This window comes from Ruegeria sp. K5, assembly GCF_056531805.1.
On record NZ_JBQFML010000019.1, the window covers coordinates 1 to 17,751 of the forward strand.

General features: G+C 53.3%; 19 protein-coding genes and 1 pseudogene. 12 read left to right on the top strand and 8 right to left on the bottom strand.

Annotation, left to right across the window (positions count from 1 at the left end):
* Positions 1-711: 711 nt before the first annotated feature.
* From ACR0MO_RS21130 to ACR0MO_RS21145, 4 genes are all read right to left on the bottom strand, one after another.
* Complete coding sequence (locus ACR0MO_RS21130) at positions 712-1,248, bottom strand: hypothetical protein (protein ID WP_480893184.1); 537 nt, start codon at positions 1,246-1,248, stop codon at positions 712-714.
* A gap of 177 nt (positions 1,249-1,425) precedes the next feature.
* Positions 1,426-3,291: a ParB/RepB/Spo0J family partition protein gene (locus ACR0MO_RS21135; RefSeq protein WP_480893186.1), complete on the bottom strand. Its 1,866-nt coding sequence runs from the start codon at positions 3,289-3,291 to the stop codon at positions 1,426-1,428.
* Between the two features lie 221 nt (positions 3,292-3,512).
* Positions 3,513-3,917, bottom strand: coding sequence for a DUF3768 domain-containing protein (locus ACR0MO_RS21140; protein WP_480893188.1), 405 nt, complete (start codon positions 3,915-3,917; stop codon positions 3,513-3,515).
* Positions 3,918-4,442: 525 nt separating this feature from the next.
* Positions 4,443-4,694 carry a WGR domain-containing protein gene (locus ACR0MO_RS21145; protein WP_480893190.1) on the bottom strand — a complete coding sequence of 84 codons (252 nt, stop codon included), beginning with the start codon at positions 4,692-4,694 and terminating at the stop codon, positions 4,443-4,445.
* Positions 4,695-4,984: 290 nt separating this feature from the next.
* Between ACR0MO_RS21145 and ACR0MO_RS21150 the strand changes: the two genes are divergently transcribed.
* A complete protein-coding gene (locus ACR0MO_RS21150; protein WP_480893192.1) occupies positions 4,985-5,377 on the top strand; it encodes a GFA family protein in 393 nt (130 codons plus the stop codon).
* A 433-nt stretch (positions 5,378-5,810) separates the two neighbouring features.
* Here the strand turns inward: ACR0MO_RS21150 and ACR0MO_RS21155 are convergent, their stop codons facing one another.
* Complete coding sequence (locus ACR0MO_RS21155) at positions 5,811-6,044, bottom strand: hypothetical protein (RefSeq protein WP_170336649.1); 234 nt, start codon at positions 6,042-6,044, stop codon at positions 5,811-5,813.
* Between the two features lie 135 nt (positions 6,045-6,179).
* Between ACR0MO_RS21155 and ACR0MO_RS21160 the strand changes: the two genes are divergently transcribed.
* From ACR0MO_RS21160 to ACR0MO_RS21210, 11 genes and pseudogenes are all read left to right on the top strand, one after another.
* Positions 6,180-6,932 (top strand): Crp/Fnr family transcriptional regulator, encoded by a 753-nt coding sequence (locus ACR0MO_RS21160; protein ID WP_170452324.1) that lies wholly within the window; start codon positions 6,180-6,182, stop codon positions 6,930-6,932.
* Between the two features lie 445 nt (positions 6,933-7,377).
* Positions 7,378-7,686, top strand: coding sequence for a hypothetical protein (locus ACR0MO_RS21165; RefSeq protein ID WP_170520028.1), 309 nt, complete (start codon positions 7,378-7,380; stop codon positions 7,684-7,686).
* 3 nt (positions 7,687-7,689) lie between these two features.
* Positions 7,690-8,043, top strand: coding sequence for a hypothetical protein (locus ACR0MO_RS21170; protein ID WP_480893194.1), 354 nt, complete (start codon positions 7,690-7,692; stop codon positions 8,041-8,043).
* Positions 8,033-8,887 (top strand): hypothetical protein, encoded by an 855-nt coding sequence (locus ACR0MO_RS21175; RefSeq protein ID WP_480893196.1) that lies wholly within the window; start codon positions 8,033-8,035, stop codon positions 8,885-8,887. The genes ACR0MO_RS21170 and ACR0MO_RS21175 overlap by 11 nt, the downstream gene beginning before the upstream one ends.
* Before the next feature lie 93 nt (positions 8,888-8,980).
* Positions 8,981-10,180, top strand: coding sequence for an N-acetyltransferase DgcN family protein (locus tag ACR0MO_RS21180; RefSeq protein ID WP_480893198.1), 1,200 nt, complete (start codon positions 8,981-8,983; stop codon positions 10,178-10,180).
* Positions 10,177-11,298 (top strand): alanine/ornithine racemase family PLP-dependent enzyme, encoded by a 1,122-nt coding sequence (locus tag ACR0MO_RS21185; RefSeq protein WP_480893200.1) that lies wholly within the window; start codon positions 10,177-10,179, stop codon positions 11,296-11,298. Before ACR0MO_RS21180 ends, ACR0MO_RS21185 begins: the two co-directional genes overlap by 4 nt.
* A 165-nt stretch (positions 11,299-11,463) precedes the next feature.
* Complete coding sequence (locus tag ACR0MO_RS21190) at positions 11,464-11,598, top strand: hypothetical protein (protein WP_260026602.1); 135 nt, start codon at positions 11,464-11,466, stop codon at positions 11,596-11,598.
* 79 nt (positions 11,599-11,677) lie between these two features.
* Positions 11,678-12,250 (top strand): hypothetical protein, encoded by a 573-nt coding sequence (locus ACR0MO_RS21195; RefSeq protein ID WP_170759974.1) that lies wholly within the window; start codon positions 11,678-11,680, stop codon positions 12,248-12,250.
* 388 nt (positions 12,251-12,638) lie between these two features.
* A pseudogene (locus ACR0MO_RS21200) lies at positions 12,639-12,839 on the top strand (tyrosine-type recombinase/integrase); the annotation flags it as partial.
* 1,639 nt (positions 12,840-14,478) lie between these two features.
* Positions 14,479-15,168 carry a hypothetical protein gene (locus ACR0MO_RS21205; RefSeq protein ID WP_170452341.1) on the top strand — a complete coding sequence of 230 codons (690 nt, stop codon included), beginning with the start codon at positions 14,479-14,481 and terminating at the stop codon, positions 15,166-15,168.
* 73 nt (positions 15,169-15,241) lie between these two features.
* Positions 15,242-15,490 carry a ParB N-terminal domain-containing protein gene (locus ACR0MO_RS21210; protein WP_170452343.1) on the top strand — a complete coding sequence of 83 codons (249 nt, stop codon included), beginning with the start codon at positions 15,242-15,244 and terminating at the stop codon, positions 15,488-15,490.
* On the opposite strand, the gene ACR0MO_RS21215 is transcribed toward ACR0MO_RS21210, so the two are convergent.
* From ACR0MO_RS21215 to ACR0MO_RS21225, 3 genes are all read right to left on the bottom strand, one after another.
* Positions 15,482-16,495 (bottom strand): fatty acid desaturase, encoded by a 1,014-nt coding sequence (locus ACR0MO_RS21215; RefSeq protein ID WP_170452345.1) that lies wholly within the window; start codon positions 16,493-16,495, stop codon positions 15,482-15,484. The genes ACR0MO_RS21210 and ACR0MO_RS21215 overlap by 9 nt on opposite strands.
* Positions 16,496-16,569: 74 nt before the next feature.
* Positions 16,570-16,776 carry a cold-shock protein gene (locus ACR0MO_RS21220; RefSeq protein ID WP_170430361.1) on the bottom strand — a complete coding sequence of 69 codons (207 nt, stop codon included), beginning with the start codon at positions 16,774-16,776 and terminating at the stop codon, positions 16,570-16,572.
* A 500-nt stretch (positions 16,777-17,276) separates the two neighbouring features.
* Positions 17,277-17,711 carry a MerR family transcriptional regulator gene (locus ACR0MO_RS21225; protein WP_480893203.1) on the bottom strand — a complete coding sequence of 145 codons (435 nt, stop codon included), beginning with the start codon at positions 17,709-17,711 and terminating at the stop codon, positions 17,277-17,279.
* Between the last annotated feature and the right edge of the window lie 40 nt (positions 17,712-17,751).

Genomic DNA, 17,751 nt, shown 5'->3' on the forward strand with positions numbered 1-17,751 from the left:
CGTTCAGTCTCAGAGCTTGAGTTGCCATTGTTTGATCCTCGCTATGGCGTGTTTCGATGAACATGGGAAAAGCGGGCATCAAGGAGATGTCAGCAGGGAATTTGATCCGCGCGGAATGCGCCGCAGGCGCAGGGGAAATTCCTTGTTGAAGCGCGGTGCCCGGCCCGGGCACCGCGCGTCTTCCCCGACTGCCCGCTTATGTTCATCCCTTCAGAAACACGGCAGCAGAGGATCATCTCAGGCAACGGGCCTGAAACTGTCAGGCCAAGTGAAAAGGCAAGACTTTTTGGGATCGCTGCGCACGGGCCACCTGAACAAAGCGATACTGTACGTGGCGGCAACATCTCCTCGATCCAACACAGGCGCGGTGCCCAGTTCTGGGTGCGGGTGGCCATTCTGGATCGGTATGACCTTCGTGGCAAAGGTGGGAGGATCATTGGCGGCGCAAGTCGCCCTTTCCAGTTGGCGGAGGCCAAAGACTGGACTGTCCGGCCCTGGACCGCGCTCGCGCGGATCAGGTGATCAGCCGGACTCAATTTGGCGGGGTGGATTTCGCAGTGACATCACCACGACTCGAGCGACCTTTCTAACGCGCGCCTGGGGGCAGGACCAGTACAAGGGCAGAGACCACGCGATGCCGCTCCAAGAAAGAGGCCCACCGAAGCGGGCCACAGTTTAACCAAAGGAAAGTCTAGAGGTATTGAAACCAGGCTAACGTTTGCGCGCGCGATCGACAACACCGTCGGCTGTGATTGTGGCAATGCGATCCTCGGTGCGGCGGGTCATTTCCACCCCATCACCCGTCATATGCGCCTCGGCAAATTCGGTGAACTTGAAGATACTGCCATCAGCTTCGACATGGGTTTCATCTTCCGCCGAGCGGCGCTTCACCGACCCATCATGGCGGATTTCAATGATCGTGTTGTCAGCCATCCGAACCGTCACAGAATGCTCATCCACAGCCACACCCTGCCACCACATATCTGCATCGCGACGAACAACGATACGGTTTGGATGCAGCTTGATCTGCACATCTTGCGTGGCTTCCGGGTCAACCGCTTTTACGACAACAATTGCCTCTTGCGCGCCGGGATCGCTATGGATCGATGCGCTCCCGTTTTTGGGCGGCCAGAGTTTTGGCTTTTCGCGCGGCTTGCCCGTCTGATCCGTGTGAAACCCGACAAACATCTGCGCGGATTTCCAGACGCGACGGGCGGCTTTCTCGAGCTTGTTTGATGAGGTGTCCATGGGTCTTTCCAAATCCGTTCTGATCAAGTGATCGCTTTTGAGAATGAGCCGGGTGGCCGACCTCTGATAGCTATGCGCGACGGGGTGCTCGCGCAATGCCACTTTGAGTTTTCATCATTGAGGCTAACACAGCCAGAGATTGATAGGCAGGGCGCAAAGCGCCCTGCCCCGTTAGGTTCAAAAGCAATCCGGCACCCACACATCGATCCGGGCTTTCTGTGCCTCGGTCACGCCCAGTGCTGTTTGATGCGCTGAATCATTGAACAGCTTGTGCATCGCCTCGTTCTTCGCGCCTTTCTTGGTTTTCACGAAGGCTTTGAAGATGTCGGTATCAACGCGCAGGTCCAGCAGGTCTTTGTAGAGATCATCCAGCTGCCAGCCTTTCAGCCGTTTGAAGCAGTTCTCAGCGGACGGGGTCCAGATCACGCGCATGTCCGCGCCGATCTCAGCTTCAATCTCCGCCATGAACTCCGGGCGCTGGGTCAAGAACCGTCGAGCCAGAAAGGCTGTGATCTCTCCATTCCGGACCTTCTTGCCCAGATCACGAAACGCTTTGAATGCCTCCACGCTGCCTTGTGCGGCCATCTCTTGGAATTGGCCATAGGCTGCCTCTGCCGCCTCGTCCCGCTCCCCGCCAAGACGCGGGTCGAGGACGAACTGGTCGTCAATATCGGGCGTGTTTCGCTCAGCACCGCCATAGCCAAACCCAAACAGGGTGCTGGTCAGACCCGAGGCCGGGGTTGCGAAGAAGGCAAACAGGCTCAACACATAGTCAGGCTTGTCCAGCAAAGCCGTTTGAACCGCCGCCAGCCGGATCGCCACCATGTCGTCGATGAACTTTTGCGAAAAGGCGGGTTTTGGTGCCTCCTTGGCCTCTGGCTCTTTGACCGGGGCCAGAACACCGGCCTCAATGGCGGCTTGCACATGTTCCGCCGCGACATAAGCCGATGATGTTTTGATCTCGCCGGTGTTGCCAACATAGACAAACACACCGGACAGCTTGCGCTGATCGTCGGAATAGAACGGCGCGGCATAGTCTTCGAGCGCGGCCAGTTCCTTTTCGCCCTCTGCGTCCAGAGCCTCAGCCTCATAGAGTTCGACAAGTTCGTCATACCGCTCGGCCTGTTCTTCTGTGAAGTCCAGGCTCACCATCTCCAGACGGTGCATGCCTTCGATGCCCGAAAACCCATAGGGAATGTAGCTGTCTTCATGGGTGTCCACCCAGTCCCAGCCTTCTGCGTCGCGCAGCTTCGCTGCTTCTGCCGCCAGTTTCTCAGCAAACAGACGATCCAGTAGCGCGCCGTCATTGAACAGGGTTTCATCGGCAAAGAGATCAGCGGTGACGGTGCCACCGGCTTCAACATAAGCCTTCTGCCCCACAAACACCGCCTTGCGGTTGGTGCTGCTGACAGCTTCCGACGTCAGGGCTTGTCTGACATCATGCTCACTGAACCACCGGCACTCCTTGGCCTGTTCCAGAACCTCCAGAATTTTCTCTTCTTCGGTGCTGACGGTCATGGCTTTCGCCAGCCCCATGCTGATTTCACCCGCCTTGAGCGCATCCAATACGGCGGCAGGCAACCCCGCCAATGCGAGGCGGCGGCGCACATGGGCTTCGGTCACGCCAAACGCGTTGCTGATCTTGGCAACAGACAGGGATTTCTCCGCCATTTTGCCATAGGCGCGGACCTCGTCCACCGGGTCCAGTTCTTCCCGGGCGGTGTTTTCCGCATTGGCCCATTGTTCGGCTACAAAGGGGTTATCCGTGACCTTCACGGGGACCTGAGCCAGATCGGCCCGCTCGGTCACGGCGATGTTCAGAGCTCGCAGGCGGCGGCCTCCGGCAACGATGGCAACTTTACCATCTGCATCGCGCAATCCGCTGAGGTTCTGGATCAGTCCGCACATGACCAGACTATCAGCCAGCAGGGCAATGCCTTCCTCGGCAACGTCCTGTCGTGGGTTCAGGTCAGACAAGTAGAGATCAGACAGTGCGATGGTTTCGATGGTTTCCGGTGCGGTGAATGTTTCAACTTTGCTCATGGGGCAAATCCTTGTTTGAGAGTTTCGCTTCGTGTTAAGGGTGCCCTACCCCTCTCGGGGTAGAGCGGGGCCGCTTATGCGGCTGCGTGTTGTTTCAAGAAGGCGAGGCCGATCTTGGCGGAGAGACCTCCCTTCTTGACCAGCTCAACGGCTTCGCGCCGTCGTTGCTGCAAGGTTTCCTGACTTATTTTCATCACCCCCTTTCTGAACTGGGTCGGAAATCAGTATTCGCTGGGGCACATGATGGTCAGGACGCGGCGCGTCACTGCGGGATCAAACGGGCGGTCGGACCCGTATTTGTAGTCCGCGTCGTAAAGATCGATTTTCCAGAACAGTTTTTGGCCGCTGACCGTCACCGTTCCGAACGTGTGATCGCCATAGGGGTCATTGCCCTCGTCAAACTGATCATCCGACGCCACCGCCCTCAATGACGCGGTCTGAAATTCCATTCCTTCGCCTGACACGCCGGGCGTGACAAACACCTGCCCCTGAATGCCTTTGGAATGCATCTCAATGGCTGCAGTAGGATCAATCACGGCTTTCCGAAACAGGTCATTCTGCGCCGCAATCTCTGCAGCCTGAAGGCTCGTGTCATTCTCGATGTCTGTTGTTGCTTCACTGTTCAAAACCGTCTCTCCTTTTGTGGTGCGACCTCCGGGGCTGGTCCCCTTTGGTGCTGGTTTTGAGCCGAGCCCTGAAAGGGCGTCGTCTCTAAAACCTGCCTCGTGGCGAACGCGGAGAGGGGCGAGACAGGACAAATCGATAAGAGTGGTGCGGCCCGCAGCGCAACGCGCGAGGACACGGTCTGGTCTATTTGTCTTGTCCGAGGGGGGAGGCCGCGCCTTCCCCCTGACGTCAGGGGGCGTTTGGCTTGTCCAAATCCAGCCTGACCCACAAAAGAAGCCAAAGGATCTTCGATCCTGCGGGAGCGCAAAAGGGATCGATACCCGAACGGGCAGATCACCACGGCATGGAGCGACCATGACCCAAAGCCCCTGCCCCGGCTCACATGAGACGGTTCAGGGGCTACTGCGTCAGGTAGATCATGCTGGGGTGTTCTGGGTGGAAGCCGATACGTCGGCTGGAACCTAGAGCCCGGTCACGAGACGACAGGCTCGGGATTTGCTATGGAAACAGATTGCCACTCGAAGTCACTCACCGATCGGGACGTAGCCTCGACGGCGCTTTTGCTGTTCAAGGTTCTGGAGCGCTTCATTGGCCTGGGCATCGTCATCATACGTCACCATCATGGCTTGCCCGTTTGTGCCAATACGTCCCCAGGTACGAAAAACAGTCACTTCGCCAAACAGTGTCGGTTGCAGTTCAATCCCATAGAACCGCGCCATGTTGACGTCTGGATCCACATGGATCAGGTGGACAGGTGTGGTTGCTGCCAGCTCCATACCTCCATTATCGTTTGATGCCAGCTATCTGTCCAATGACATTGAGAGATCCATTCAATTGGAACGATTCAGAATTAGAATGGAAGCGAACGAACCCTCCCACTGCAGAGGGTAGGTCTTGCCACAAGCCGTCGCATTGTAGTTGGCACCTGAAATCTAATCGCTTCGTGACATCTGGGGGTTGAAGTGAGCGCGAAACACCGACCCATTTTGAACCTGTTGCAGCGATAAGCCAGAACACATACGCTGGTAGCCTGACTTCCCAGGCGAAGACGATGGATGGAGGCAGCATGGCTCAATCGATTGAAGGTGGATGCTATTGCGGTGAGGTTCGATATCGGATCACCGGCGATCCAGTGATTCAACTCATGTGTTTTTGCAGTGATTGCCTATCGATGACAGGCACAGATGGATACGCCGGATATATGATTAACTCCGATGATCTACAGCTACTGAAGGGTAAGCCGTTAACTTTTAAGAAAATCTCTAGAGAAGGACGCCCCGTCGTTAAGCATTTTTGCGGCATCTGCGGGTCAAATCTGTGGGGCGTGACATCTTTCGGACTAACCAGCATCGCTGCCGGTACGCTGGATGATCCGAGTTTATTCAAACCGACAAAGAAAGTATTTGTGAAGGATGCCCCTGAATGGGCTCGGGTGCCTGACAACTTGGAAGAAATGTAGCAAGGAAAGCAAAGACGACCCATTCCTGCCGTTCGACCTCAGTCCTGAACTCTACGGTTGCAGCCCGCTTTGCTGCCATTCGCTGCAAGTGCAAATTCAAGAAATACCCAACTCCCAGTTTGCGGACTTTGCCGTCATTCGAATTTGAGCCTTCGCTGAAGCAGCATCTGCTCGCGGTCGCGGCATACTTATTGTTGCGTCGCGGCAAGTGTCACCAATCAGGTCATTCGCAGCCGTTGTATTTGCGTTAACGGGAACCGTACCTTCGCCGCAGCTCGGTCGGACGAGCAAGACGCGGGATATGGCAAGTATTGAAACATTGGTTTTTGCTTCGTGTTTGAACTGATTAGAAACGAGGCATCAAAAGTGTGTTTATTTGCTGTTAAGCTTTTTTGACGAGCATAATCTTGTTTTTCCGATACGGGACTTTACGCTACTGCCGAACCCGATAGCCGGAAGCTATGATCCGGTTAATGAGAAAGGCGACGGCCTGGTGCATATCCTTTTCATCGTTATTGCCGACCGCTGTTTCGTGGGCAGCAGCTGCGTCACGCAGAACTCCCACAATTTCATGTTCGGGCAGGAGCTCACGATCTTTGATTGCAAGCAAAAGCGCTTCACAAATTGAGAGTGCGGCCATTCCAGAGTGGTCTTGCCGGTCAGCCATGTTAGACGTCCTTTTTTAACAGGCGTCCAAGCAAGGAAGCGCCACAATGAATTGCATCATACTGGCATAGATTGCTGTATACTTAACTGATCGAAAGCAGTCTTGGCGTCGGATAGTTTCGCGGGCTGCTCATCGATGAAGGAAGAACACTTGCGCACTATCAAAAACAGTCCACTCACCCGAAAGCTTTCAAACTTCGTCGCTCTGACTGAGGTTGAACTTGCGGCATTGGCACGCCTGCATAAGCGTCGCAGAACCTTTGAAGCCGGACGTGACCTTGTGCATCAAGGGCAATCAGAGCAGGCTGCCTACATTCTGGCCTCGGGCTGGGTTTGTTCCTACAAAACCCAGACTGACGGGTCGCGTCAGATCGTCGATTTCCAAATACCGGGTGATTTTCTGGGCTTGCGAAGCGTTCTGCTGCACACCTCGGATCACAGCATAGAACCAATCATGGAAATCCAAGCCATTGAAGTAGTAGTGGATGATCTCCTGGAAGCATTTGCGCAAACGCCCCGGCTGGCGACAGCAATTCTTTGGGCGGTCTCTCGTGATGAAGCGATGGTGGTTGAGCACCTGGTCAACATAGGACGGCGAGATGCGGGTGAGCGCATGGCGCATTTTCTATTGGAACTTGGTGTGAGGCTGTCTCAGGTCGGGATGGCAAGCAAGACGGGATACGCCTGCCCACTGACACAATACCACCTTGCCGATGCACTGGGACTGAGTGCCGTACATGTTAATCGTGTCCTACGGCAACTGCGGGAGAAGGGGCTGGTTACTTTTCAATCCGGGCAAGTGGTATTTGATGATTATGAAGGACTGGTGACGTTGGCCGGTTTTGACCCCACTTATCTGGATCAGGCCGGGCCACTGTTGAAGCAATAAGTTCACCCCTACAGCGATGCCGGGATTTTGATGATCGTTGCCTGTTAGAGACGGAATTCGCTTCGGCAGATTTGGGATTTCACTGAAAAAGAAGCGCAAGATAAATACAGTCCGATTGCGGTACTGGATTTCCTGCGCTTCTCAATTACTCGTTAAGAACACGCCAGCAAATATCCCGCCAACACACATCACGTTGCCGGAATCCAAACATCGTTGCACTGACGCAGGTTAGTCAATTTTTGGCGGCACCTGATCCTCGGGCACCAAATGCATTTGAGATTCCAATAAAATCTCAGGTCATTGGCCACAGACTAACATCGATCAGCGCGCGTCTGCCATTTGCACATTATTCTAAATTACAACGCCGGTACTACCGTGGCGCTTACGAGCGTAATCCGCGGCAGATTGCGTGGGGAAGATCCAACAAACTATATGGAGGACTAAGGTGAGCACGAGATCGTCCAGTTCTTTGGTGACGTTTTCAAATCCGTTCTCTTTGTCCGGCTATCCAGATGAACTTCCTGCAGGCGAGTATGAAGTAGTTGTTGAAGAAGAACTACTACAGGGCCTGAGTTTCGAAGCATATCGAAGAACCGGAACCTACCTGACAGTTCAGGGCAAAGGCAGCAAGCCAGGCCGCACGGAAATGCGCCCAATTGACCCAGAAGATTTTGAACGGGCGCTCAAGCAAGACCAGACCTTGGCCACATCTAACAATGACAGCGATGCGGCGCTTTCCCCGCAGGAGGAATAGATTATGAACACGCCCGAATGGCTTAAACCCGGAATCTACGGCGCCCTGATCGGAGGGGTTTTCGTAGGCGTCGTTGGATTTTCTTGGGGTGGATGGATGACCGGCAGTAACGCGGACAAGATGGCCAACGCCATGTCCCGCGACAATGTAATCGCTGCCTTGGTTCCGATCTGCGTCGACATGGCGAGAACTGACGCCCAACGCGCCAAAAAAATAACAACGATCAAAGAAGCTTCTTCTTTCAAGCGAAAGGATGCCGTTATGGCAGCCGGCTGGGCAACGGTACCGGGATCCCAAACCCCCAATAAAGATCTGGCACAGGCCTGCATTGAGGGGCTGAACCTGGATGGATCGTAACTCAATCACTCAACATTCGGACAACGCCGGTTGCACCAGGACAAATCGAAAAAATCAACACTGGTTTTACTCTCACTTTATGACGGCGCTGTTTGTTGGCGTTTTCAGCTGCTTGGCGGGCTCCTTTATCTCATCAAGTCCCGCATCGGCCGAAACAAATTCGATCCCGGATAATGCGCATCCCAAAAAATATGGCGACGGTTGGGAATGCGATTTGTCCTATCGGTTGGAAGGCGGAGAATGCGTGGCCGTTGTCGTGCCGGGAAATGCCTACCCCACAAACAGAACCTACGGCTCAGGGTGGGCATGTATGCACGGCTTTGTTGAAGTGGGCGGCACCTCATGCACTGAAGTGATTGTGCCTGAGGGTGGATATCTCGATCCGTCAGGTGAGAGGTGGCGGTGCCTGCGTGGATACACAAGAGTAGACGATAGCTGCCAGAAAATCGTGGTGCCGGAAAATGCTTACCTGACGAACAGCACTTATGGATCTGCATGGCGTTGCAACCGTGGCTACGAAAAAGACGGAGAAGCATGCGTGGCAGTAGCGGTGCCGGAAAACGCTTTTCTGAACGCATCAACCAGCGGGCGTCCCTGGACGTGCGAGCGTGGGTATTTTGAGCGCGACGGACAGTGCGATGCCGTGTTTGTGCCTGAAAATGCTTTCTACGATGACGCGATCCATGGAGTTGGATGGAAATGCGAACGTGGTTACGAGGCGTCCGGTGATCGCTGCAATGCAATCGAGTTACCAGAAAATGCCCATATCGACCGATCCGGCAATGGGTGGCAATGCCACAGAAATTATCATCAGTCAGAAGGTCAGTGTGTTCTGAACAATTGAGGTTTCAGGCAGAGAGCCCATTTTTCCAAACTTCACAATTTGTGCCCGTTCTTACCAAGGACGGCGCGTTTCACACTCCCAAAAGGAACAGATATGAAACCCGTACCCATTGCGTCGGATGCCAAGCAGTTCATTGCCAGCGATGCGCAAAAGCTGGCGCCTGAACAAGCAGTTTTTCCAGAGCTTCACCGCAAGACACTCGTGACAGATACACCGACTGCAATTGTGTATTGCGAAGGAAACTTCGCAAAGATCGATGGCAAGACGGCTAATGGTCTCGTTCGACATTCACAGGCCTATCGCGTTCTTTCGGTGATCGACTGCACGTATGGCGGTTGTGACAGTGGCAAAGTGCTTGATAATATCGCAAATCAGGTTCCCATCTTCGATGATCTTGATGCCGCCGTCGCTAATGAAGCTACGATCCCCGACACGTTTATTTACGGAATGGCGCCGGCCAGCGGCAGAATGTCCCTTGAGGATCGCGAAGTTGTTGTGGATGCGATAACGCTCGGAATGAACATCGTCAGTGGGCTGCATGAATTTCTTAGCGATGACAAGGAGCTCGCCGGATTTGCCAAAATTCACGATGTCACGATACGCGACATTCGCAAGCCGCGGCCAAATCCCGACCTGCGCCTGTTAAATGGCAGTATTGGAGACGTCCAGGCGATCCGCATCGCGGTGTTCGGCACCGATTGTGCAATTGGAAAGCGTACGACCGCGACAATCCTGACAAACGCACTTAACACGCATGGGATCAAAACAGTTTTAGTTGGCACCGGCCAGACAGGTTTGATGCAGGGCGCCAAGTATGGCGTTGCGATGGATTCGGTGCCGCCGCAATTTTGTTGTGGCGAACTTGAGCGTGCTGTTGTTGCAGCATCTGAAGGTGAGCGCCCCGATGTCATAGTGATCGAGGGCCAGGGCGCGCTAAGCCATCCGGCCTTTTGCACATCAGCCTTCATTCTGCGAGGCAGTCAACCACATGCAGTTATTCTTCAACACGCGCCTAAACGAAAACGTCGATGTGATTTCCCCAACATGACTATGCCCGACCCTTGCGATGAAATCACCCTGATCGAGACTTTTGCGAACACAGAGGTAATTGGCATGACGATCAACCATGAAGGAATGAATGATATTGAGATTTCAAAGGCCATCACAGACTATAACCGCAAATTGTATCTCCCGGTCACTGACGCATTGAACCGTCCTCCAAAAAACTTGGTGAATATGGTTCTATCTGCCTTTCCGCGCTTGCAACCCGTACGTGCTACGACGATTGAATGAGCAAGCTGCGTATTGACGTTGATCTGGACAAAATTCGGTACAACACACGGTTCCTGGTCGACCACCTTAGACCCCGCGGAATTACGGTGACAGGTGTGACAAAAGCCGTTTGCGGTCATCCTGAGATTGCGAATGCTATGCTTGAAGGTGGCGCGACAGGGCTGGCGGACGCGCGGATCAGCAATATCATGCGTATGCGCGATGCTGGGATCTCGTGCTCCATATCCTTGATCCGAACGCCCATGCTGAGCCAGGTCGCGCAAGTTGTTGATAACTGCAATGTCAGCTTTAACACAGAGATGGACATTATCGCAAGCCTGGCCGTGAGTGCGCTGGGAAAGAACATTACTCACAATATTATCCTGATGGTGGAAATGGGGGATATGCGGGATGGCATCTTGCCTGAACACATTGAAAGCACTGTGTCTCAAATTCTTAGAATGGAAGGGATTTCTCTGAAGGGGATTGGTGCAAATTTTGCCTGTCTGGGTCATGTGGCACCCTCTGCAGGAGCAATGGAATTGCTTTCGTCGCTTGCCGTCGGCACCGAACTTGCAAATGGACCCGCTCTGGAAACAGTGTCAGGCGGCGGCTCAGCCAGTTTGCCATGGGCGCTTGGCAAGGGGGCGACCGGAAAGATCAACAACCTGCGTCTGGGTGAGGCCATCCTGCTGGGTACTGACCCCATTTCGGGGTACACGATCGACGGGCTATACACAGATGTTTTCACGCTTTGGGCGGAAGTGATCGAAACGAAGACCAAAGCAAATTCAAATCCCGTGCAAATGACTTATCCTATGCCTTCAATGCGGTGTGTGACTTTAGACAGTCCTTCGAACACTCGGTCGATCCTTGCCATTGGACACCAGGACACCGATGCGGCGGGTCTAATTTTCCCTACTGGCGTCACGTTCGTCGGAGCCACCAGTGATCATATCGTTGTTGAAACCACCAATTGCCTGCTTCGCGCTGGTGGCGAGATGAAACTGAAATTGAACTATAGCGCGCTCTCGCGCGGCATGGCTGCACCCGATGTAGCAAAAGTCTTCCATGGTGATGGCGCATTGGTTGACTGCACCGCAGCGAACACTGATCGCCCATATTCGAAGCGAAAGTAGCGCGCCAGGGTTGCCGCCGCCTCGGCTCTGCTTCAGCCACCCGTCTTATTCTACGGCTTTACGTAGTAAATGAGGCACCCAATCCCTATATTGGATGTAGCCGCATTCACTTTTCACACCCCATCTGGGCTTGTGGGTGGTGCGGACAATCAAAGGATCAAAATGATGTCTTTCAAAGACCTGACGACCAGAGCGGCTGCCGCACTGAAGGAAAACGATGCGGACGCGTCAAAAAAAGAAGTGACGTCGAAAGGGCAGGACACCGTCCCCGAAAAACCAAAGCCTAAACCCCAAAACTGATAATACCCTGCCGGGAGTGGGTGGCTTGTTCTTGTCTGCATCTCCGAGCGAGCGGTATCAGCAAAGGAGAACTACCCAAATGAACCAACTAATCAGCAAGACAATCGCAGTCTTTTCCAGGCCGTTTACTTTCCCTGGCTTTGACGAATTACTCCCGGCGGGCGAATACGACATAGAAACTGAGCTTTCCGCACCACCAGATTATTTGGATCCAGAAGCCTGGAAAGCATCAGTGCTAATCTTTCTGCATCCACGGAAATCTCACCCCGGTCTGGCGCGAACCTTGACCGTTTCTCTTGCTGATTTGGAGAGAGCCCGCGCAAGGGATAAATTGTCTGCGAAGGAGTTGTCGCAATTCCTGCTCGACCAGCTTTTGGCCGATCCCATGGTGCAATTGATTATGGAAGCGGATGGCGTTTCAGAGACTCAACTTCGGCACCTCTACTCGGAGTCGATCATCTCTGAGGCAGACGACATATCATCAGATCAACGAGCCCTACCGCGAGGATGCGGAAACGGTTCTCGGTATACTTTCGCTGTCCAAGCTGCTGAGAACGAAGGAATGCCAGTTCGTCCTAATAAAACCCCTCGGATTACAGGCCGTCCCATCGGACAGTCTGAACCAGGCAGCTCCTTCAATCTCAAGGCTTAGGGCTCGGAACTTTCTTTTCCAGTCGCTGTATAAACCAAAACAGAAATCGAGGCCAAGAACTGATGGAAGACTTCGACAACGAAGCAGATCCGATCGTGGCTCGCGCCCACAATGATGTGCCGCAAGAACGCCCGTGCCTACGTTGCAGAACGCCATTCTGGAGCGAAGGGTTCGGAGAGCGGATTTGTCGACGCTGCAAGGGGTTGAGCGCGTGGCGAAATGGCGTATCGGTAAGCCCCGGGTTAGCTCGGCGTCGCTGATAACCTGACGCCGGTCTTACCAGCTTTTCTGATCATATCTCATTTTACCTCATTGGTGCTGACCCAGCCCGCTAATCCGGGTCGTTTTAGTGTGGAACCAGGTCGGTAATCGGCGCTGAAGACGAAGCGTAACCGCAATCGGATTGGAACCGAGCGGATATGGCACGCATTCGCTTCGCCGAACCAAAGTAGCTGAGATCTACCGCAAGAAAGGAAATCTCCGCGCGGTCCAACTTCTGCTCGGGCACACAAAAGTCGATAGCACCGTGCGATACTTGGGCGTTGAATTGGAAGACGCGCTAAGCATTGCAGAGCGCATAGACATCTGAGACAGTTTGGCGTTCGGCACTGTCGGTCGCCAATCCATAGCGGTTCTAGTTCTTTTACGCAGGGGGGGGACGTAGCGAGCCCTGAGCGGAAGTGTCAAAATCTTGTTGCATGCGCTCGCAGCACAGATTTCTCGGCACAGGCGCAATTTACAGGGTACCGGACCGAGCGGCCATTTGATCGCACCGCGGGTACTTGTGCAGAAGCGGCGCGAACATCCCCGCCTGACAGCCAATGTCGTCCGGCCAGTCATTCCAAGTTACGAGGAAGCCTTGATCACATACTCCTCTTTCGCCGCACTCAGGCCAGACAATTTCTTTCGGTAGTTCACCAAGGATCTTGGTCACCGGCAGTTTCAAAAACTACCTGCCCTGGCGGTACTTGCATGGCGACAAGGGAAACTTCCTTGACTCTATTCTGGCTAAGGACCACAAAAGTGCATTGGTGAAAGTTACTCGTCGCCGCGATGCTGCCGGCTTCGACGATCCAATGGCCTTCAGAATAACTGTAGCATGTGCCCCAGCATAGGAACGGGTTTCGCTGGGGTCTTCGCTATGAGCTCGTTCCTCACATGCATTCGCAACTGTCACCTGACATGCGCCAGCCATCGCGTGACCCATGAAAGAAAGCGCCGTATGAACAACACATGGCTCATAAATTGCGTGCTTGATGCCCGATAGATCAGGTCTCAGGCTCCGTTTCAATCAGTCATTCGTCCTGTTTGCGCGCTGCATTCTTTGTTTGATCCCGACACTCTTGGTGTTGTTCTCAGGGACGCAGCTTCCTGCCCAAGTCGCAGGCAATGCCGATGGATCGGTTTGTGACCAAGGTTTCGAAAACAAGAACGGATCGTGCCAAAGAATAGACTTACCGGAAAACGCATATTTGACGGGTAGCTCCTTTGGCAGCGGCTGGGAATGCAATCATGGTTTTCAGATTGTCGGAGAACTCTGCGAGGAGATAAGAGTTCCTGAAAACGCCTATCTTGCATCAACCGGAGACCGATGGGAGTGCAACCGGCTGTTCCAGCGCGTCGAGGACGAATGTGAAGAGGTGATTTCACCTCAAAATGGGTACGTCGAAACCCGGTTTGGCGTGCAGGAATTACACTGCAACTGGGGATTTCGTAAGGAGAACCAGGATTGTGTTGCAATAGAAGTTCCAAAAAACGGTCGTCTGAGCGACAAAAGAAGCTCGGATGGGTGGGTATGCCTCAGAGGCTACAGGGCAGCTGAGAGCGGCTGTGAGCCTGTGGCCGTTCCACTGCATGCATACCTTGCACCTGAAACCTATTCCGGATGGAAATGCGAACGTGGTTTTCGCGCAAACCGGGACAGGTGCGTTGCGATCCTTGTCCCTTCAAATGCTCACTTAAATCGAAGAGGTGATGGTTGGGAATGCAATCGGCCATTCACACGACAGAACGATACGTGCACCGAAAATGTGCCGCGACAATAGGTTGGTGGAAATCAATATCGACCGACATATCCGGAAGGACCAAGCCGTGAACCATAACTCGATTAACGAAAACTTGGGTAAAAGCCTCAAGGCTGAAAAGGCGCGTCGCCGGTCCTACGGGATTAAAGTATCTGTGGCGTCGGCGGTGCTTGTTGCGGCCATAATTGTGGCGGTGTTTCTCTGATGCGCAAAAATGCCCCTCAAGTAACCCTTCCCGGTTCAAAGATGTCAGCTCGTGGTCTGGAACAAAGAGCATTTCAGGACCGCAGTGTTCGTAAAGCGCGGAACGCAGACGTGGCAGGAGTGGTTGAAGAAGAATTTGGAAAGTACTTGATTAAGGCCGGCATTCTGAGCGGTAACAGCGTTGCGCGCGCATTCCCCAAGCCACCAGCCAAAACACAGGCAATGATTGCCGATGCAGTTGGCGAAACACCGGCATTGGCCATTGAAGCCTTAAAAGAAATTCTCGGAGAACGAGACAGGAAACGTAGCGGTCAACGCCGTTTGGAGGGAAACTCTGGCACCCTCGTTCCCAGTGAAAGAGAATATACCGAGGCATTGCGACAGATCAGGCTCACCCCTGCTCAGGTCACAATGCTCAAAGCACTTACTATCGCAGGCAAGGACGGTCTGACCATTGGTCACTTGTCTCAGGCGGCCGGTTACAAATCGCGCGAGGCGTCCATCAAGGTCTTCAAGAAAATCGGACTATTGATCGCTGAATATCTGGAACTCCAACTTCCCGAAGCCGGATCGGTGCAGAATGATGGCGCCGCGCAAGTTCTGGCATTTTCTCACGTCGAAAATGACGATGAGCCAGCCACTTGGATCATGCATCGGGAACTGCGCGATGCTGTTCGTTCGGTTCTTTGACGTGCGTTCCCGCCCCGCTTTTGAAGCGAGCTCTGCACCGGAATAAATGCAAGAAAGGTTGCACACGTAGCTTATGCTGGAGAAGAAACCATACCCGCTCGACCTGATCTATGTACCTGTGAAGCGTGCAAAAACACTTGATCAGCAAAAAGTCCTGACGCTGGCCGAAGATATTCTGAAGAACGGCCAGAAGACCCCGATCCAGATACGCGCGGACAACAAGAGGTTCGTGCTGATTGAAGGCCTTCACCGACTAGAGGCCATTCGCGCCCTCGGCGGTGATACTGTCGAAGCCTTTTTGGTGCGCGCCAGACTACACTAAATGCCTTTTGGAATTGGCGTTCGACAAAGCCTCGGAAAATGTCAGCAGACGTTGACTTTTTTCATCCCAAAGATGCAATCGTGCACAATGAAAGCTCTCATATAGAGTAATACGCTGGCAATTTTCTAACGCAGAATGGTCACGCAAAACTTCGTTTAGCCGGTAAAACGGTATGCGGCTGGCAAGGTGGTGAACATGGTGTACGCCGATGTTAGCAGAGAACCACCGCAGGATGCCTGGTAGGGCATAGTGAGAACTTCCATAGAATGCGGCGTTCTGAAGGTTCCACCCCTCTTCCCGTTCCCAGGTCGTGTGTTCAAACTGGTGTTGAATATAGAAAAGCCAAATACCAATCGATGATGCGACAATCATGGTTGGTAGGAAAACATACGATAATACCTCAATGCCTCCGGCCCAAAAAACTAGGGCCAATATCCCTGCAATTGCAGCGTTTGTTCCCATCGCACTTGCCCAGTACAGCCAGCCCGAACGCATGAAACCAAGAGGTAAACGGTTTTGAATAAAGAACGTATAGATCGGCGCAACACCGAACAGGAAGACGGGGTTCCGGGTCAGACGATAAGCGGCACGCCCGAACCACTTCCGCTTCAGGTATTCTTCAGTGGTCAATGTAGGGATGTCACCCATACCACGCCGATCAAGGTTACCGGTTGAAGCGTGGTGAATCGCATGGCTTTGCCGCCAAACGTCATAGGGTGTCAGGGCAAGAACACCTAGAACCCGACCGGTCCAATTGCAAACAGTGCGACTTCTAAAGAAAGATCCATGACCGCAATCATGCATAATGATGAAGATACGGACCAGAAACGCGGCATTCAGGATGGCCAGTAGTATTGCGATCCAGACACTAAAAGATAACGCAAACCACGCTAGGGCCCATAGCGCAAATAAGGGAGCAACTGTGATCGCAAGTTCAAAAACACTGCGCTTCGCATCGGCAACACGGTATTGCGCGAGCACCCGCGTCCAGTCTTTAGGTTGCAAGTTACTTGTTCTCCAATGGCTTATTGTAGCCCATTGTTCAATAGGGCACCCGAAAAGGGTGCCCTTAAAAAAGGTCAGGCGAGTGCCAGATTGGCGGCGCTGTCGCGTCCGTCACGGCCAGCTTCGACGTCAAAAGTGACCTTCTGGCCGTCTTTCAATTCGCTGATGCCGGAACGTTCAAGTGCTGAGATATGCACGAACACATCGCGCTTACCATCTTCAGGCTCGATAAAGCCAAAACCTTTGGTCGAGTTGAACCATTTTACTGTGCCATTTGCCATGGTGGAAGTCTCCTAATACTTGCCGCCCGCATCATTGCGGCGACTCGGCGTGGTCGGTCTGAATCGAAAGACTGAACGCCGAGTTTGGGAGACAGCAGGTCGAAAAAGAAAAACGTAAGCCTTGTGTATATGGACTTTGAGTACACACGATACAAGCCTTGATACAATGGAAAGCAACAGAAGATCTGAGTCTGCCTAGCCCAATTTGGGAAAAAGATAGGCAGAACGCATTGCTCTGCGTTTCGGAAATCAGAGGTCGGCTTCTGATAAAACCTGCCGAATGCGTATGCAGCAAATTGATTGCTCAGGCACGGCAGGTAGGGCTCACTGTCCGAAATCGCCGCGTGCTTCAAGAACACCGCGGCCAGGCACAAATGTTCATTGATTGAAACATTACTAAATCAACGAGTTGACCTCTCTAACGAACGGTAGATTCTGCGCGGCCCGAATCTTGGGTCATGCTGCGTTGGCATAGGGCGACTGCGAGCCTCAAAGTGCCATTAGTAGGTCCGTATCTGCGTAAGCATCGGGCAAGAAACGTTACCGATGTTACAGTTGGCCGTAAGTTCATTCAGGGCGGCCTCCAATCGCTTAAGTTCGATTATCTTCATACGCACATTGGAGATATGAAGCTCGGCCAGTTCCTTAACGGATTGGCAATCCTCGCTATCACCTTCGGACAGGTTGAGAAGCACCTTTGCATCGGCAAGCGCAAAACCCAAGTCTCGGCACTTCCTTAGAAAACAAAGCCGTCCCACATCGTGCGCAGAGTACATGCGTCGATTATTCGATGCCCTTTCTGGTTTCGGCACGATCCCTTCGCGTTCGTAGTAGCGGATAGTTTCAATTCCGACACCGCTTTGCTGTCCGTCGTCAGGGATTTTGGGACAGAAGGCGGCCTGAGCTAAGAGAGGATCTGGCGCGTCTGGTTGGATTGATTATGCGGCGGTTTTGCGGTGAAGCAAGCGCCGGGTT

Coding starts and splice junctions, on each gene's coding strand:
- ACR0MO_RS21130 (WP_480893184.1), bottom strand. CDS start 1,248: ATGGACACCTCATCAAACAAGCTCGAGAAAGCCGCCCGTCGCGTCTGG.
- ACR0MO_RS21135 (WP_480893186.1), bottom strand. CDS start 3,291: ATGAGCAAAGTTGAAACATTCACCGCACCGGAAACCATCGAAACCATC.
- ACR0MO_RS21145 (WP_480893190.1), bottom strand. CDS start 4,694: ATGGAGCTGGCAGCAACCACACCTGTCCACCTGATCCATGTGGATCCA.
- ACR0MO_RS21150 (WP_480893192.1), top strand. CDS start 4,985: ATGGCTCAATCGATTGAAGGTGGATGCTATTGCGGTGAGGTTCGATAT.
- ACR0MO_RS21155 (WP_170336649.1), bottom strand. CDS start 6,044: ATGGCTGACCGGCAAGACCACTCTGGAATGGCCGCACTCTCAATTTGT.
- ACR0MO_RS21160 (WP_170452324.1), top strand. CDS start 6,180: ATGAAGGAAGAACACTTGCGCACTATCAAAAACAGTCCACTCACCCGA.
- ACR0MO_RS21170 (WP_480893194.1), top strand. CDS start 7,690: ATGAACACGCCCGAATGGCTTAAACCCGGAATCTACGGCGCCCTGATC.
- ACR0MO_RS21175 (WP_480893196.1), top strand. CDS start 8,033: ATGGATCGTAACTCAATCACTCAACATTCGGACAACGCCGGTTGCACC.
- ACR0MO_RS21180 (WP_480893198.1), top strand. CDS start 8,981: ATGAAACCCGTACCCATTGCGTCGGATGCCAAGCAGTTCATTGCCAGC.
- ACR0MO_RS21185 (WP_480893200.1), top strand. CDS start 10,177: ATGAGCAAGCTGCGTATTGACGTTGATCTGGACAAAATTCGGTACAAC.
- ACR0MO_RS21190 (WP_260026602.1), top strand. CDS start 11,464: ATGTCTTTCAAAGACCTGACGACCAGAGCGGCTGCCGCACTGAAGGAA.
- ACR0MO_RS21195 (WP_170759974.1), top strand. CDS start 11,678: ATGAACCAACTAATCAGCAAGACAATCGCAGTCTTTTCCAGGCCGTTT.
- ACR0MO_RS21205 (WP_170452341.1), top strand. CDS start 14,479: ATGCGCAAAAATGCCCCTCAAGTAACCCTTCCCGGTTCAAAGATGTCA.
- ACR0MO_RS21210 (WP_170452343.1), top strand. CDS start 15,242: ATGCTGGAGAAGAAACCATACCCGCTCGACCTGATCTATGTACCTGTG.
- ACR0MO_RS21220 (WP_170430361.1), bottom strand. CDS start 16,776: ATGGCAAATGGCACAGTAAAATGGTTCAACTCGACCAAAGGTTTTGGC.